13 protein-coding genes are annotated in these 15,731 nt (G+C 59.1%); 4 read left to right on the top strand and 9 right to left on the bottom strand.

Annotation, left to right across the window (positions count from 1 at the left end):
* Window positions 1–130 precede the first annotated feature (130 nt).
* Together VK574_RS16395 and VK574_RS16390 are read right to left on the bottom strand one after the other, a co-directional pair.
* Window positions 131–901 (bottom strand): SDR family NAD(P)-dependent oxidoreductase, encoded by a 771-nt coding sequence (locus VK574_RS16395; RefSeq protein ID WP_472800938.1) that lies wholly within the window; start codon window positions 899–901, stop codon window positions 131–133.
* Between the two features lie 138 nt (window positions 902–1,039).
* A complete protein-coding gene (locus tag VK574_RS16390) occupies window positions 1,040–1,924 on the bottom strand; it encodes an NAD(P)-dependent oxidoreductase (RefSeq protein ID WP_472800937.1) in 885 nt (294 codons plus the stop codon).
* 86 nt (window positions 1,925–2,010) lie between these two features.
* Here VK574_RS16390 and VK574_RS16385 point away from each other — a divergent pair, with 86 nt between their 5' ends.
* Genes VK574_RS16385 through VK574_RS16370 form a run of 4 tightly spaced genes read left to right on the top strand, consistent with a single transcriptional unit; the run spans window position 2,011 to window position 4,547 of the window.
* On the top strand, window positions 2,011–2,793 hold the full coding sequence (locus VK574_RS16385) for a HipA family kinase (protein ID WP_472800936.1): 783 nt from the start codon (window positions 2,011–2,013) through the stop codon (window positions 2,791–2,793).
* Window positions 2,771–3,157 carry a DUF3037 domain-containing protein gene (locus VK574_RS16380; RefSeq protein WP_472800935.1) on the top strand — a complete coding sequence of 129 codons (387 nt, stop codon included), beginning with the start codon at window positions 2,771–2,773 and terminating at the stop codon, window positions 3,155–3,157. Before VK574_RS16385 ends, VK574_RS16380 begins: the two co-directional genes overlap by 23 nt.
* A 57-nt stretch (window positions 3,158–3,214) precedes the next feature.
* Window positions 3,215–4,399: a VWA domain-containing protein gene (locus tag VK574_RS16375; RefSeq protein WP_472800934.1), complete on the top strand. Its 1,185-nt coding sequence runs from the start codon at window positions 3,215–3,217 to the stop codon at window positions 4,397–4,399.
* Window positions 4,362–4,547 carry a DUF3037 domain-containing protein gene (locus VK574_RS16370; RefSeq protein WP_472800933.1) on the top strand — a complete coding sequence of 62 codons (186 nt, stop codon included), beginning with the start codon at window positions 4,362–4,364 and terminating at the stop codon, window positions 4,545–4,547. Before VK574_RS16375 ends, VK574_RS16370 begins: the two co-directional genes overlap by 38 nt.
* A 135-nt stretch (window positions 4,548–4,682) precedes the next feature.
* Here the strand turns inward: VK574_RS16370 and VK574_RS16365 are convergent, their stop codons facing one another.
* The 7 genes from VK574_RS16365 to VK574_RS16335 all read right to left on the bottom strand — a co-directional run bounded on the left by VK574_RS16365 (window position 4,683) and on the right by VK574_RS16335 (window position 15,625).
* On the bottom strand, window positions 4,683–5,567 hold the full coding sequence (locus VK574_RS16365) for an MBL fold metallo-hydrolase (protein WP_472800932.1): 885 nt from the start codon (window positions 5,565–5,567) through the stop codon (window positions 4,683–4,685).
* Window positions 5,568–5,833: 266 nt separating this feature from the next.
* On the bottom strand, window positions 5,834–6,412 hold the full coding sequence (locus VK574_RS16360) for a hypothetical protein (protein ID WP_472800931.1): 579 nt from the start codon (window positions 6,410–6,412) through the stop codon (window positions 5,834–5,836).
* Between the two features lie 506 nt (window positions 6,413–6,918).
* The gene (locus tag VK574_RS16355; RefSeq protein ID WP_472800930.1) at window positions 6,919–7,590 is read right to left on the bottom strand and encodes a response regulator transcription factor; all 672 of its coding nucleotides are present in this window, start codon (window positions 7,588–7,590) and stop codon (window positions 6,919–6,921) included.
* 107 nt (window positions 7,591–7,697) lie between these two features.
* Entirely contained in the window at window positions 7,698–8,438 is a 741-nt protein-coding gene (locus tag VK574_RS16350; RefSeq protein ID WP_472800929.1) for a response regulator, read from the bottom strand.
* A 36-nt stretch (window positions 8,439–8,474) separates the two neighbouring features.
* Window positions 8,475–11,105, bottom strand: coding sequence for a DNA translocase FtsK (locus VK574_RS16345; protein WP_472800928.1), 2,631 nt, complete (start codon window positions 11,103–11,105; stop codon window positions 8,475–8,477).
* Window positions 11,106–11,678: 573 nt separating this feature from the next.
* The gene (locus VK574_RS16340; protein ID WP_472800927.1) at window positions 11,679–12,797 is read right to left on the bottom strand and encodes a TIGR03118 family protein; all 1,119 of its coding nucleotides are present in this window, start codon (window positions 12,795–12,797) and stop codon (window positions 11,679–11,681) included.
* Window positions 12,798–13,321: 524 nt separating this feature from the next.
* Window positions 13,322–15,625, bottom strand: a complete 2,304-nt coding sequence (locus VK574_RS16335; RefSeq protein WP_472800926.1) for a diguanylate cyclase domain-containing protein — start codon at window positions 15,623–15,625, stop codon at window positions 13,322–13,324.
* Window positions 15,626–15,731: the final 106 nt, after the last annotated feature.

Below are 15,731 nucleotides of genomic sequence, written 5' to 3'. Positions count from 1 at the left end.
CAGATCGTGGTTTCCGACCCAAGCGGAGTTTGGATGGGGTACCAATGTTCGTGCCAATGTCTGAACTTTAACGGCAGATGTTTCGACTCCGCCGTACTTCGCTCAACATGAATTTCTTCATCCTGTATCTCTACGGCTCTCGGTGAAACATGATGGAGTTGGCCTGATGGACGGTGGTCATCGAGACGCGGGCGATGTTGACGTGGGCGGGGCGGGCGGCGGCCCAGACGATGACTTCGGCGACGTCTTCGGCGGTGAGCGGTTTTACGCCTTTGTAGACCTTGGCTGCGCGCTCGGTGTCGCCACGGAAACGGACCAGGCTGAAGTCGGTCTCGACCATGCCGGGGTCGACGCTGGTGACGCGGATTGGGGTGCCCAACACATCCTGGCGGAGGCCATCGTTGATCAGGCGCTCTGCTGCCTTGGTGCCGCAATAAACCGCGCCATTGGGGTAGGCGAGTTCTCCGGCGGTGGAGCCGAGACTGATGACGTGGCCGCGGCCGCGCACGACCATACCAGGGACGACGCAGCGCGTGACGTAGAGCAGGCCTTTGATGTTGGTGTCGATCATCTCGTCCCAGTCTTCGATTTTTCCCATGTAGACCTTGTCGAGGCCGCGGCTGAGGCCGGCGTTGTTGACGAGGATGTCGATTTCGGACCACTCGGGTGGCAGGTTGTCGATGGCGTTCTGCACAGCGCGATGGTCGCGCACGTCGAGGTCGATGGAGTGAACGGAGGGAGCGCCACGCTCCTTAGCCTGCGAGGCGACCTCGGAAAGGCGGCCGGCGCGGCGGGCGGCGAGCAGGAGGCGGGCTCCTTCGGCGGCGAAGGCGAGGGCAGTGGCCGCGCCGATGCCGGCACTGGCCCCGGTGATGAAGACGATTTTTCCCTTAAGGCTCATGACACTATCCTAGCGAACTGTTTTGTGGGGAGGGGTGATGGGTTGTACGGGCGGCTGTGGACCCAGCTAATGTTGGAGAATCGATGGGTAAAAACAAAGCAGATCCTTCGCTGCGCTTAGGATGACACAGCAGAGTTTTCAGGGATTCAGAACGCTGCGTTGTTGGGCGATGCGGTATTGGCCTACGGCCCAGTCTTCATTGGCTAAGCCGGCTTGTTTGGCTTGCTCGAAGATTTCGGCGAGGTTGTCGGCGAGGCTGAGGCGGGTGTTACGGGCAGCGGCGGCTTCTCGCAGGAGGCGCGTATCTTTTGCGCCGAGGCTGATGCTGGCGCCGGCGTGCTCGGGCGGGTGGAGCATTACGTTGCCGTATGCGGCGTAGAACGGCGACTGAAAGAGGGCGCTGTTGACGGCTTCGAGAAAGATGGCCGGGGCAATGTCTTGCGACGCGGCGAAGATGAACGACTCGCTAAGCGATTGAATCATGGTGCTGATGAGGAAGTTGCCGCCGAGTTTGACGGCGTTGGCCTGCGGGGGTTCGGGGCCGATGATGGAGATGCCGCGCGAAAGGGGCTCGAGCACCGGACGGGCGCGGGCGATTGCCTTGTCGGCTCCAGCGGCAACGACCCAGAGGCGGCCCTCTTGAGCCACGTTGGGCCGGCCAAAGACGGGAGCGGCAACGAAGTCGATGCCCCGGCGGATGTGCTCGGCGGTGAGGCGTTCACTGAGCGCAACGCTGATGGTGCTGCAGGCGATATGCAGCGCGCCAGGTTCGAGGGCGTCCATCAAGCCGTTGGGGCCGAAGAGGACTTCTTCGTGAGCCGCGTCATCGAAGAGCATGGTGATTACAGCGTCGGCGCCGAGTTCGGCTTCTGCCGGAGTGCCTGCGGCGATTGCACCTTCGCGGAGCAGCGGTTCCGTGCGGCCCTCGGTGCGGTTCCACACCCTGAGTTCGTGGCCGGCTGCGAGCAGGCGCTGCGCCATGGGTGTACCCATCTGGCCAGTTCCTAAAAATCCAATTTTCATCTGTTTTGCTCCCTGCATTTATCTTGTCATTAGAGTGTGGTGCATCCGCAAGCACCGCGAAGGATGCGCGATAGACTGGATCATCGATGCTGCGAACGGTGAATGCGACGCGTTATGTTGTGCCGCTGCGTGAAGGCGGTTCTCTGCCCGCGATTGTAGAGGCCGATGATCTGGGTTTGTATGTGGTGAAGTTTCGTGGGGCGGGGCAGGGGATTCTGGCGCTGATCGCGGAGCTGCTGGCGGGTGAGATCGGGCGGGCTCTGGGGCTGCGTGTGCCGGAGATCGTGTTCATGGAAATTGACGAGGCGCTGGGGCGCAACGAGCCGGACTATGAGATACGACAATTGCTGAAGGCGAGCTCGGGCGTGAATCTGGCGCTCGATTATCTGCCGGGTTCGACGATGTTCGATCCGGCGGCGCGGGATACGGCTCCGGCTGACGAGGCTTCGATGATGGTGTGGTTCGACGGGTATACGCAGAACATCGACCGCACGGCGCGGAATGCAAATTTGCTGGTGTGGCATCGCAAGCTGTATCCGATTGATCACGGGGCGGCGCTGTTTTTTCATCACGACTGGGCGTCGCGGGAGAAGAAGATTGATTCGCCGTTTGCGGAGATCAAGGATCATATTCTGCTGCCTTGGGCGAAGGAGATTGCAAAGGCTGCTGCAATTGCACATGAAAAGTTGACGGAGCCGGTGTTGCGCGGGATCGTGGAGATCGTGCCGGATGCGTGGCTGGAGGCGATTCCGGGCAATGTGAATGTGGCCGAGAGGCGGGCGGGATATCTGAGGTTCTTTGTACGGAGGCTTCAAGCTTCCGCAGTATTTGAAGAGGAGGCGATTGGTGCCCACTGCCGCCTCATTTGATTACGCGATTCTGCGTGTAGTGCCGCGCGTGGAGCGGCAGGAGTTTATCAACGCCGGGGTTGTGGCGTTCTGCCTGGAGAAGAAGTATCTCGCCGCCCGGATTCATCTGGATGCAGAGCGTCTGAAGGCGCTGTGGCCGGCCGCGGATGTGGAACTTGCGCGGGAGCATCTGGAGGCGGTGCGGCGGATTTGTGAGGGCGATGAGGCGGCAGGGCCGATTGCGAAGCTTTCGCAGCGGGAGCGCTTTCATTGGATTATTTCGCCGCGGAGCACGATCATTCAGCCGTCGCCCGTGCATACGGGGGTGTGCGACGGGACGGATGGGTTGATGGATCGGCTGGAGAGACAGTTTCTGGATGTGTGATACTCGATCCGTTGCAATCTGAACACGCCATGCGGTATTCCGCCGAGGTTCTTTCACATGATGCCATCGCGCCAGGTAAGCGTTGGAGTCCTGGGTGTTTCATTATTCCTTGTCGCCGTGATTCAGCAGGCAGGGAGTATCTGCGCGCAAAGTCCCGATTCGACTTCGCCGAAACTCATTCCCAGGACGAAAGCGGAGCGTGAGCACAAATACCAGGCTCATCATCTTATTGCGCTCGTTGCGCAGGTTACGGACTCGTCGGGAAAGCCGGTGACCGGACTGAAGGCAGATGATTTTTCTTTGCTCGACAACCGGACGCCAACAAGAACAACTTCGTTCCACGAGTTTGAAGGACCGGCAAGCACGGCGAACGTACACGTGATGCTTGTTCTCGATGCGATCAACGACGGCGGATCGTCGATTGGACACGTGAAGAAGGATCTGGACAAATTTCTTGCGCAGCACCACGAGGCGTTGCCATTTCCTATCACGCTGGTTTTCGCATCGGGATCGGGAGAATCCGAATCACAGCCCTCCACGGACCGCTCGGCGGTTGCCAACGAGCTGGCGGAGTTCGCGCGCCGTCCTCGCGAGGCGGAGTGCGATCAAACGCACTTCATTGAGGGGAGCCGCATGAGTGGACAGGCCATGGGTTCCCAATCGCCTGGGAATTCAGCGGAAGAACGAGCAGATTGCATGATTTCGCATTTCACGGAATCGGTTAGCGCTCTCAGATCATTGATTGCCGAACAGAATAATGTTCGTGGCCGGACAATCCTTATCTGGACTGGGCGCGGCTGGCCATTGCTCGCCGATTTTGGAATTCAGGCGGAGGCCCAGAGGGGAAACTATCGCGATGTCCTCGTCGAACTCACGACTAATTTGAGGGAGGCACAGGTGACCCTCGATGCGGTTTCGTGGGGAGATTTCGAAACGCCGAGGAACTCAAGTAAACCCCTCATGAGCGTAACCGCCAGTGCCCCGTCTACGCCGGACGCGATCGCCGAGGTAACGATGGCGCTGCCCGCTCTTGCGCGCCAGAACGGAGGGCAGGCGGTTGCCAGGGTGAAGAACTTTGCGGATGCGATGGATGCAATCCTTGCCGATGCCGGTGATTTTTATGAGTTGAGTTTCGACTCGATTCCGGCGGCTGCCGCGGACGAGTTTCATTCGATTGACGTGAAGGTGGACCGGCCCGGCGTGAATGTCCGCGCGGAGAGCAGCTATTACGCGCAACCGTGACGATTGGAAGGTTACCGCAGCGGGAGCGTTTCATTGGATGATTTCGCCGCGGAGCACGATTATTCAGCCGTCGCCGGTGCATACGGGGGTGTGCGATGGGATGGATGGGCTGCTGGTGCGGCTGGCCAAGCAGTTTCTGTATGTGTGAGACGCAGGAAAATTCGAGAGCGCCCGGAAATCACGAAAGACGGTCGGGAAGGCGACATTCGAAGACCTGTTCGTTTTAATGAGCGGGTTGGCGATTTTCCACCTGGCTACTGCAAATCCGGGATGTCCGCCATTCTCACTGCACAATCTTCGTCCCCAACCCCGCATACAAATATTTCTCGCCGTACGCCTTCTTCAGTCGCGCAAACGCCGGCTCACCTGTGCAATGTCCCGGCGCAATCCTCTGCACCTTCCACTTAGTCTTTAGATTCTCCGCCAGCACATCAATCTCTTCCACAGGCGTCGTCACCAGGTGTAATCCGCCAAACATAATCTCCGTCCTCGGATCGACCGCGCCTGCCGCTTCCAATATTGCTTCAATCCCCGCGTGCGAGCACCCGTCCACTAGCAGTAATCCATTCGGTCTTTTGATCGCCAGCGTCAATTCCGGCAGCTCAAGAGTTCCTTTCTTCTGCGAAACAGTACGCACCAGGAAAATTCCCGGCGATACTTCCGTCAATTGATTCACCCCTACAAAATTCCCCGTGTCATACAGCTTGCCCCATGTGAAATGTTCCGGATCCTCTCCCCCGAAATACCGCATCTTCGCCGGCAAGGTCTCATCCGGTCGCAAAAACGTCTTCGGAAACGGCAATCCCCCAAAACCATTCCCACTATCCGCGGGCACATAGACCGTAACGTTTGGATTTACCTTCAGCACATATCTCAACCCCGTCGTGTGGTCTGCGTGCCTGTGCGAGATCACCACAAAATCCAGTTTCGTAAGGTCTACGCCCAGCGCCTTCACGTTGCGCTCAAAAATCGCGGCATCGTTCCCTGTATCGAACAGAATTCGCTTTCCGTTGTGCTCCACCAGAGCCGAATATCCCCAATCCTTCGTCAGCTCCTTCGATTCCCCGAACGCGTCATAGAGGATCGTCACTTTGTCCTGTGCCACGCAGGGAACTGTCGCTACGCACACAAGCAAGAACACCAAAATCCGCAAAACGTGAACTCGCAATGAACGCCTCCAACCGGAATTGCAGAGTGAGTATAGCAAGCTGGTTGCCGAGTACCAGGTGGATGGTGGGCAAGTGGGAAGTAATCCAGTTTTGCTTTGTTTTGAATCCCGCAAAGGAGCAACCGCAGATCGTTCGGCTTCGCTCAGGATGACACGGACTGGGGTGGGTTCGTGCTTTCCCAGGTCTCAAAATCGAGACTTGGGCCCAGCGTCAGCGGTTCGCTTGGCTTAGCACACTCAGTTGCGTACCCAATCGTGGTGCCTTATCAGGGCTTCGAGGCCTTGGTCGCGGTCTGGAGGGGATAGGTGCGCTCCACTTCATCCTTCAACTGTTTGATGAGCGTGAGTTGGGGCGAGTTGAGGCCATCGGCAAGGGTGCGCTGCCAGACCAACGCGCCGCGAGCATTGCCTGGATCGGGCAGGTACACCTCGAGGAGATCATCGGGAGGGCCCACTTCACCGCCAACGGCGACGCCATTGCCTGCAATCGGACCGTTCGCTGGCCGGCTCGGACCCCCCCGCGGCCCGGAACCAACTTGCCCACCAACCGTTGCAGTGGCAAGACGGCCCTTGCGAACCACGAAGATCAGATCAGCCTGCTCGCGACGAATTGTCAGTACGTAGCGCTTCCAACCATCAAGAGCTTGATCAACGTCGGCGATGGCCTGGCGGTCGTCAGGATCTAACCGCGGGTCAAATTCCTGACCATCGACTGCTTCCACATAAACGTAGCGTGCCTGGTCAAACGCCACAGGCAGCTTATAGGGCTTCTTAGGCTTGGCCTGTACGGTGGCAAGTGAGGGCATCAGCACCAGTAACAAGATGATCGTCTTCAGCGGTTTCATCGGGCCCCCAAAAGGCGGTTGCGCGGGTGTTTGACCTACAAATCGGCCGAACGCAACCAGCGTACGCGCTTTTTTGTGAATGGAACACGGCTTTTCTCGGTTCTGGGCTTATCGCGGACATTTCGGAGGTACGGCTTCTTTCGGGAGGCGGCGGTGAGGATGCAACCGCGTCATCCTGGCGCGTTGCGCCAATCCGAATTTACCTCAGCGAGTCAAGCTTAACGAATGTTGGCAAATACGGGCTTATTCCGAAGCGATAGGCATATCGTGGCCACCGGAAGTTAGCACGACATGCGGCTCGGAGAAAAGCAACTGCAGGTTCCTCCACTCCGCTTCGCTGCGGTCGGAATGACATCTTCAATAAAGATGAAAAAGCGCTCAAAAGATGAAAAAGCTGCTCAAAAGATGAAAAAGCTACTCAGGTGATTTGGTCGGTCAGAAGGGCAAACGAGGATTTGTCGCCTGCTTGCGCTTTGGTTCGATGACAGCGCGAACAGGCGGACGAACTACTGCTGCTGTGGCGTAACTAACTGGTGGGCTATGGCGAAGAGGGCTAGTTCGAGGCGGGTGGAGACGCCGGTTTTGTCGAAGATGTTGGACAAATGGCGCTTCACGGTTTCCTCGCTGAGGGTGAACTGCTTGGCGATGTCGCGGTTACTGCAGCCTTCTACGATGCAGCCGACAACGTCAAGTTCGCGGGGGGTTAAGCCGTAGGTTTTGCGCTGCGGAGGCTGAGCCTGGCGCATGAGGTCATGCAGGGCGGAGACGAGATTGACCACGCGCTTTCCGCCGATCCAATAGTCGCCTGCATAGACGGTGCGGATCGCGGTGTGGAGTCCGGCAGCCAGTGCATCCTTGAGGACGATGCCGCGGGCGCCGATGTGGAGCGCTTCAATGATCTGCTGGGTGGTGATGGTGGAAGTGAGAAGGATGATCTTGACGGTGGGCGAGCCATTCATGATGGCGCGCATGGCTTCGAGGCCAGGCAGGCGGGGCATCTGGACATCGAGCAAAAGGATGTCGGGGGTCTGCTCCAGGGTCTGGGTGATGGCCTCATCGCCATCGTCGGCTTCTCCTACGACTTCGAAGCCGTCTCGTTCGGTGAGCATGTTGCGCACACCGATACGGACTACCGGATGATCATCGGCGAGTACGATGCGAATGGGTTGCTGTTCCACGAGAGCCCTATACCTCCGAAAAGCCGGGACTAAGGAACGGGCAACGTAAGCGGCCCGCATTCAGTAACATCTTCCAGTCCTGCTTCCCATAAGCGGGCAGGCCTGTCCTAAGCTGGAAATTCCTTTTCAAGCATACGCTCCAGTCTTTGCGTGGCCGAATACAACTCTTGTAGTGCATGGGCACAGTTATCCAGTTGGTCACTGCTGGACTCGAAGAACGCCCCGAGCCGGGCGGCCTGCATTGCCCCGGCCATACCGCATCCGCCCTTGATGGCGTGCCCGATGCGGCGCACCTCTTCCCTGTTGCCCTCGGTGATCGCTTTCTCCAATGCGGCCAATCGTTTATGCAGGTCGGAGACCACAGCGGCATAGATCTCGCGAACCGTCGATTCGGTCATGAGTTGGCGGAACTGGGCGAGGGTGGTGGGATTGATGACCAGTTCCTCGGAGTCAATGTCCTGGGGCTGATCGATTTTGGGATTGTGCTGGCTGAGGAGCTTCTGCAGATCTTCAGGACCGAACGGTTTCAGCAAAAAGCCGTCCGCGGCTGCAATGAGTTCGTCAGAGGGCGTGGAGCCACTGATGAGGATGATTTCGTCCTGGCCAAGCTCGCGAAGCTTGGTGATCAGTTCCAACCCACTCAGGCCGGGAAGCTGTGTATCCAACAACACCACGCCGGGGATGACGGAGCCGGTCTTGAGCATATCGAGAGCCTGGTTTCCGTCTTCGGCGCTGTGCACCATGTGGCCGTGCAGGGTGAGGACGGTGGCGATCACTTCGCGGCTGACGAGGTCGTCGTCAATCAGGAGGATGGTGGCAAGTTCGTGCTTTTCGCCGATGCCAAGCATATTTCTGCTTTCTGGTGGCTCGTCGTGCGTTTGTTCTTATTCGTCGGCAACGCCGATTTCGTGGAGCCAACCCGGCGCCTTGAGCAACTCGCGGGGGCGGGAACCGTCGGCTTGGCCGACCAGGCCGTCACGCTCCATCAGGTCGATGAGGTGGGCGGCGCGGCCATAGCCAATTCTAAGGCGGCGTTGCAGCAGAGATGTAGAGGCTTTCCCGAATTCGAACACCAAACGTACTGCGTCGTCGAACATGGGATCGTTGTCATCCGCATTGTCGCTGGAGCCTTCCATGCTCTGTTTTTCTTCGCGCGGCGACTCGAGGAAGCCTTCGACGTACTCGGCCTGTCCCTGGTCTTTCCAGAACGCGACGACCGCGGCGGTCTCCTTTTCACTGACATAAGGAGCATGCAGGCGCATGAGGCGGCTGGTTCCGGGCGGAAGGAAGAGCATGTCGCCGCGGCCGAGAAGAGCTTCAGCTCCGTTTGTGTCGAGGATGGTGCGCGAGTCGACCTTGGTGGCGAGGCGGAAGCTGATGCGGGTGGGAATATTCGCCTTGATCAGGCCGGTGATGACGTCGACCGAGGGACGCTGCGTGGCGAGCACGAGGTGAATGCCAACGGCGCGCGCCATCTGGGCGAGGCGGGTAATGGATTCTTCGACGTTGGAGCGGTCGAGCATCATGAGGTCGGCGAGCTCGTCGATGATGATGACGATGTAGGGGAGGGGGTGCTCTTCCGGGTCGTCGTCGAAGAGCGATGGCATGGCTCCTTCGAAGAGCTTGTTGTACTGGTCGATGTTGCGGACGCTGCGGCTGGCAAGCAGTTTGAGGCGGCGCTCCATTTCGCGGACGGCGTTGCGCAGGGCGTTGGCGGCCAGCTTGGGCTCGGTGATGATGGGCGTGAAGAGATGCGGAATGCCTTCGTACATGCCGAGTTCAACGCGCTTGGGATCGACGAGAATGAGCCTTACCTGTGACGGCGTGGTGCGGTAGAGCAGGCTCATGATCATGGCGTTGATGGCGACGGATTTGCCCGATCCCGTTGAGCCGGCGATGAGGACGTGAGGCATGGAGGCCAAGTCGGCGGTGACGATGCGGCCGTTGATGTCTTTGCCCATCGCGAGGGTGAGGCGCGACTTGGCCTTGGCGAAGGTTTCAGACTCGATCACGTCGCGGAGGTGGATGGTTTCGCGATCGTGGTTCGGGACCTGGATGCCGACGGTGCTTTTGCCGGCCATGCGCTCGATGAGGATGCTCTCGGCGCGCATGGCGAGGCAGAGGTCTTCTGCGAGGCCCGTGACGCGGCTGTATTTGACGCCGGCTTCGGGCTTGAACTCGTAGGTCGTGACCATGGGGCCGGGGTTGATGCGCTCCACTGCGCCGCGCACGTCGAACTCGGCGCACTTTTCTACCAGCACGCGGGCTTCGTCACGGAGGTCGTCTTCGCGAACAACCTGGGGGCCGGAACCGGAATTGAGCAGGGTGCTGGGCGGGAGCTTGAAGCCGCTGACGTGTTTGGGAGCCACGGTCACGGTGCGTTCGTCGGCATCGGCGCGCTCGTGAATGGCGATGTTGTTGGGAACGGGGCCCTGAGCAACTGGCGCGGGAGCGGGGGCCGGGGCCGGGCGCATTTCAACAACGCTGCGCGGTACCGTCTGCGGCGCAGGGACGAATGCGGCCGGAGCGGCCGGAACGGGCCGCGACGGAACCGGCACAGAGGCGGCGGGCGCAGGCGATTCGGCGACGGTGCGCTCCCAGATGCTGGAGCGGCGCGGCAGGATGGGTTCAACGCCCCGGTGCCCCGGAACTGTAGCCCGGGACTCCGGTTCGCTATCTAATTTGGCGGCGCGCTGGAAGGCTGGAATCTCGTCGACTGGATCGGCCTCGGGTGTGCGTTTCTTCAATCCAAAGAGTGCGGCGAGGCGGCTCGGGCGAGGGGGCGGCATATCGGCGGCCGGTTCGGTCACGTCACCGATGGCGCCGGAGAACAGGCGTTGCGCGGGACCGGGCTGAGTCTGCTCGATGAAGCGCTCTTCGAGTTCGCGCTTGCGCTCGGCGCGCTCTTCGCTCCAGTTGCGGTAGCGATCGTGCCAGGAAACGAGAGTGAGCCAGCGATCTTCGATCTGCGTTTTGAGTTTCCAGAAGTTGATGTCGGAGGCGAAATAGAGACCGACGGCGGCGAAGGCAGCGGACACGAGCCATGCACCCTGAATATTGAGGTAAACGACGAGCGTACCGGAGACCACGCGGCCCATGATGCCCTCGACCGGGACGGCGTGCATCCAGTGCCAATGCCACGGGAAGAGGCCGAGAACGGAAGGCAGGAAAAGGATGGCAAGCGCGGTGCCCATCCAGCGCAAGATGGCCGAGCCGCCGGAGCGGGAACGAACCCAGTTCCAGCCAAGACCGCCGATCCAGAGCGGAAATAGAAAGACGGTGATGCCAAAGGCCTGGAGGAGGATATCGCTGACGTATGCGCCGAAGAGGCCGATCCAGTTGTGAATGGCGTGTGCAGGATCCGCGCCGGAGGCAGTGTTCATCGAGGAGTCGGCGGGGTGATAGGTGGCGAGCGCGAGCAGGAGCAATACGGAGGCGAGCGATAGCACCAGGCCGAGGAACATGTTGAGCGCCCGGTTGCGCGTCGGCGACAGGATGATGGGAATCGGCTTCATTGAGGGACGCCTCCGCACGGGTGGCTCGGCCGCAAACCGGGGTCCCCAGCGACGGTTCCTTGTTGCTGGGGTGGAAATCGACACGATCGTCGGAAGGACTGCGATCAGGCCGCCGAGGCGGACGAGAAATCCCAGAGCAGCTTATATTATCCCCGGCGGCAAGAGGGGTTTGCGGGCAAAACCGGGTGGGGGAACCACGGAATCCACCCCCACCGAATCCAAGAGCAGTCCCGGCGATATGGGCGCTTATGAGGAGGAATTCTGAGAACTGCACGAACTGATAAAGGAAACTGGCGCGTCCGACGATGAAGAGCAATGCCCAGACGAGGCGAGGGATGATGGACAGGACAAGGCGCTGACGAGGTGGATCTGGAAGTGGCACTGCCGGTCACTGAAACGATTCAGGGCGGCGAGTCAGAGAGTGAGTGGCGAACTACGGCTAGACGGCTGGCCAGCCCGGTCCTCCCACCCTAAAGCTGGTCGCTTTCAGGCGCGCTTTAGAGTGGGTACCAGGCTGCTTCCTGACCTCGTCTTGTCTGAAGATAAGACCGCAGAGGCCGTGAGATGAAACGCCTATTTCGAGTGGCCGTCCTCATCCTGATCATGATCATGGCCAGGATGAGCGTTTGGATTGAAGACGATTGATGCAAAGGTACCGGCCAATTGCGCTTGTGCACCCTTGCCCGGGCCTGCAGTGACGAACAGTTGGTTAGTTGCCCCATTGGTTGCGGTTCCACCACCGAAGGCGATTCCCCACAAGTTACTGAGCGTAATTTTCCTGCCGGAGTCGTCTCTGATGGTGCCAACGAATTTACCGGTCGTTGGATTGAATCCGTTGATGGTGCCGTTGGGGGTGGCGTTGTTTGAAACCAGCAGCGTATTGCTCAGCGGCCCAAAATTGCTCGGTGCGAGGGTGATGCCCCAGGGTTGATTGAGGTGCTCTCCCTGGATCAGTGTCTTCACGAAGGTGCCATCCTCCTTGAAGATGTCGACGAAACCGCCAGCGTCCCCGTTCGTCATGGCATAGGTGACATAAACCATGGCATTGATGTCCTGGATGCCAAATACCGAGAAGTCCGATGGGATCGCGGGATCACCAAACGACTTCACCCAGTTGAAGTTGCCGTCGAACATGTCCACGTGATTGTTGGCGTTGTCCGTCGCGTAGAGGAAATTTCCCGAAGCGTTGCTGGTGATGGCCAAGCCTGTGTAACTCGCTTTGTTAGCCGAGTTGTCCACTTTGAGGGTCGCCAGGTTCTTGTTCAGGCCCGGCCAGGCGCTGATCGTGCCATCCAGTGTGGCAAAGATGAAAGCCGAGGCCACGCCCGAAACCTGGAAATCCGTCTTCGATGCGTTGGCAACGACTCCCGTCGGTGTGCCAACGCCGTTTGCGCCTGTCGGCTCAACCGGTCCGTTTCCGGCGGTAGGAATCACAACTCTGAGCGCTATTGGTGTTCCGGCTGCGTTATAGAGAGTCGACCAGCCGGAGAGGTTATCGCTAACCCACCAAGGCGATCCGGCATTGCGGGTTAATCCCCAGGCGTTGACCAGTAGTGGATCGGTGGTCGCGGGGTGTTCATCGAATTGATTCGAAACCAGGTTGGTGAGCTGATATTGTGCCTGGGCCAAGGCCGGAACCATGAGAAGAACGAGGCCGAGGCAAGGGGCGCCTGCGATTCTGCGAAACAGCATATTTCACTCTCCAGGGGGGAAATTCAGTAGCAGAGGGAGGTCGAAACCAGTGGTCGGAGTTACAGCACAGAACCCCGACTGGCCTTCCAGTTCGTGATCCTAGACCGCGGCGCGAACGGAAGTTGTCATCCACTTGTCACCAGTTTGCTATTGCTTTTGCAGCGGGTGGCCCAGGTCTCGATTTTGAGACCAGGGAAGGCTCAAGGGTTCCAGGCGACACATAATCCTCCGGGAAGTCGGCTTGTCACAATCAAACCGTCCGCCGACCGCGTCATGTCAATACCCTGACCCAGCCGATTCCCGCCCAACCTGTTAAGCCGGAATCCAATAATTCAAAATAGATAGTTTAAGTTCCTGAACCGGATGCTTTCTGTGAAACTGCGAATCGCGGCGCCTGATTCCACTCGCATCAACGCGCGTTTGCCACGTCACAGAGACTGTGAACGTCGGAAAAAAACAACAAAATACTGATTTGCCGCCGAGAAGTCTCCCGGCTGAATGGTTTCAGGAACCGGAATTGAGGTCTAGCGTACGAGTGTGGCTGCGCGGGCGGACCGTTTGATGTTCTTTGCCGTGTACATGGCGGAGTCGGCCGCCGCAAGCAGGCTGTCGTGGGTTGTGCCGTCTTCTGGGAAGATTGCGAATCCAAAGCTCGCGGAGGCATGGAGCGCGTGGTCCTCAATGAGGATGGGTTGATCGAGGCCAGATTGGAGGCGGTGAATCACTTCGTCGATTTCGGCGCCGGTATTCACATCGGAGACGAGCGCCGCAAACTCGTCGCCGCCGATACGGGCGAGGATGTCATGGGCGCGGATCCGGCCCTGGAGGCGCGCTGCCACCTGCTCCAGGTAGAGGTCGCCGATGCGATGGCCGAAGAGATCGTTTACCTGCTTGAAGCCATCGAGGTCCAAATAAACGACGCCGAACCGAGGGTTTTCGGGCGTGGCGGATTGGATCAGAACGTCGAGGTGTTTCTCCAGGGAGAAGCGATTGTGCGCACCAGTGAGTTGATCGAATTCTGAGCGGTGCACGAGGTCGGCATAGAGCCTTCGTGTTTCGATGGCCAGCGTGGCAAGCCGCGAACCCATAGAGAGCGCTTCAAGCTGATCGGGGCGGGGCGGTACGCGCAGCGTGAGGCCTGCGGCGATGGAGCCGAGGGTCGCACCGGCACCAGAATGCATTTCACGATGTTCAATGCGGAGGCCGCGCAGGTCCCGTGGGCGCGGTACGAGGCAAGCGCCGTCCTTGGATTCAAGCCAGCAGGGGTTTCCGCCCAATCGGAACGAGACAAGCCCAACAATTTGTTCGAGGATTTCGGGAAGGGGTCCGTTGCCATTGATTTCTTCGAGGATCAGGCTGCGCCGTCTTTCGATTTCGGCCTGGACATCTGACATTGCGGCAAAGCGGGCTGTCTGCTGTCGGACTTTATGTTCGAGCTTCCAACCACGGGTGGCGAAGAAAAGCACAACGATGAGGAGCATCGCGACCGTCATCGACAGATTGCGAATGTTGAGCAACGGGGGCGAAGCGATCACCATGACATCGTCAAAGCCGCGCAGCAGAAGATCAGAAGCGACCGGCCCGTTGAACGGATCCGTACTGTAGAACTTGTTCACTCCGGTCACGCGCACTCGTGAACCGATCGGCACCTGTTTCATCGGCGGCAGTTCGAGTGCTCTTACACCTCCAGGGTGCCGGAGAATGGCCGAGAATATGTGGCCGTTTGAATTCAGCACATATTCATCCTGGGCGGCTTCGCGCGCCTCCATTACGAGTTGACCTTCGGCGGAGACGAGATCAAACGCATGATTGCCCGAGTCCATTTCTTTCCAGTCGACCGGCACGGGAGAAATCGGCTCACGCAGGTGAGAGTCGCGGATTTCGCCGTAGTCCAGCGAGAGGTAGCCATTGCGAACACCGGGAAACCCGGAAGCGTAGGCGCGGTCGCCAATCTTGAGTTGAGCGTCGGACAGCGTCGTCACCCAAATGCTCTTGGATCCCTTTTGCAGCACGACAGCTTCACCTGGCTGATAGTAGGTAATGGTTCCTTCGACCTGGAGTCTCCTGGTCAGGTCACGGACGCGGTGGCCGCGAAGGACATTCTCGATGGGAGTTATCGGGAGCGATCCAGGGTTGGAACCTGCTGAATGGAGAATCCTGATGCCGGCAAGAGAGCCGACGTCGACTACAGCGCCGCTCTCCTGCATCTTCTCGTCGAATTTGGAAGCCATGACTCCGGTGATCTCGACCTCGGCATCGAGCAGGTTGGTCAAGGCACTCGAATCGTCACTGTTCACAGCCGCGTCGATATATCCGCCGTCGGTCAACACCTGCATGTAGAGATTGCGATGCCGAGCACTCCACACCATTGCGGCGCTGCGAACGATACCCCGCACTGTGACCAGTTCACAGTCGCGCGACGCATCGAACAACTCGTCGACATTGAGTTTCACGGGTTCAGGAAGCGCGCCGTGGCGAGTCACCACGACAGTTTCTGCGACCACAATCGGACGAAAGCTTTCTTGTGTCTTGCCGGTGACCACCACGCGATCTCCCGGCATCAGATTTGCGCCAGGGCGGAATCGCACGTAGATGGCAGCGGGGCCATCCTGCACGAAGAGGTCGATATCGTAATCCCGATAGTAGGTCACGGTCGCTTCGAAGCTGACCGGGTAGGCTTTGACGGCTTCTGCGTTGGTGAGCGCGCGGACGGAAGCGAGACTGGTCCTCTGATCGAGCGCGATGGCCATCGGGCATCTTGCTGCCGCGAGCAACGCTGCGATCGACAGCAGCCAGCACTTCAGCAGAAGTGCACGGCGGCTGAACATATTGCTTCTAGAGCGATTCCCGGGTACGTATGTTCTCTTGAGGTTTAAGCCGGGTCGCCGACTCCCAAATGGCTGCGTCGATCTGAAAGCATCGGTTTCACGACAA

This window comes from Occallatibacter sp., from assembly GCF_035317045.1.
GTDB lineage: Bacteria > Acidobacteriota > Terriglobia > Terriglobales > Acidobacteriaceae > Telmatobacter.
The sequence above is the reverse complement of the archived record's forward strand: the minus strand, read 5'-3'. Positions and strand labels throughout refer to the sequence as shown.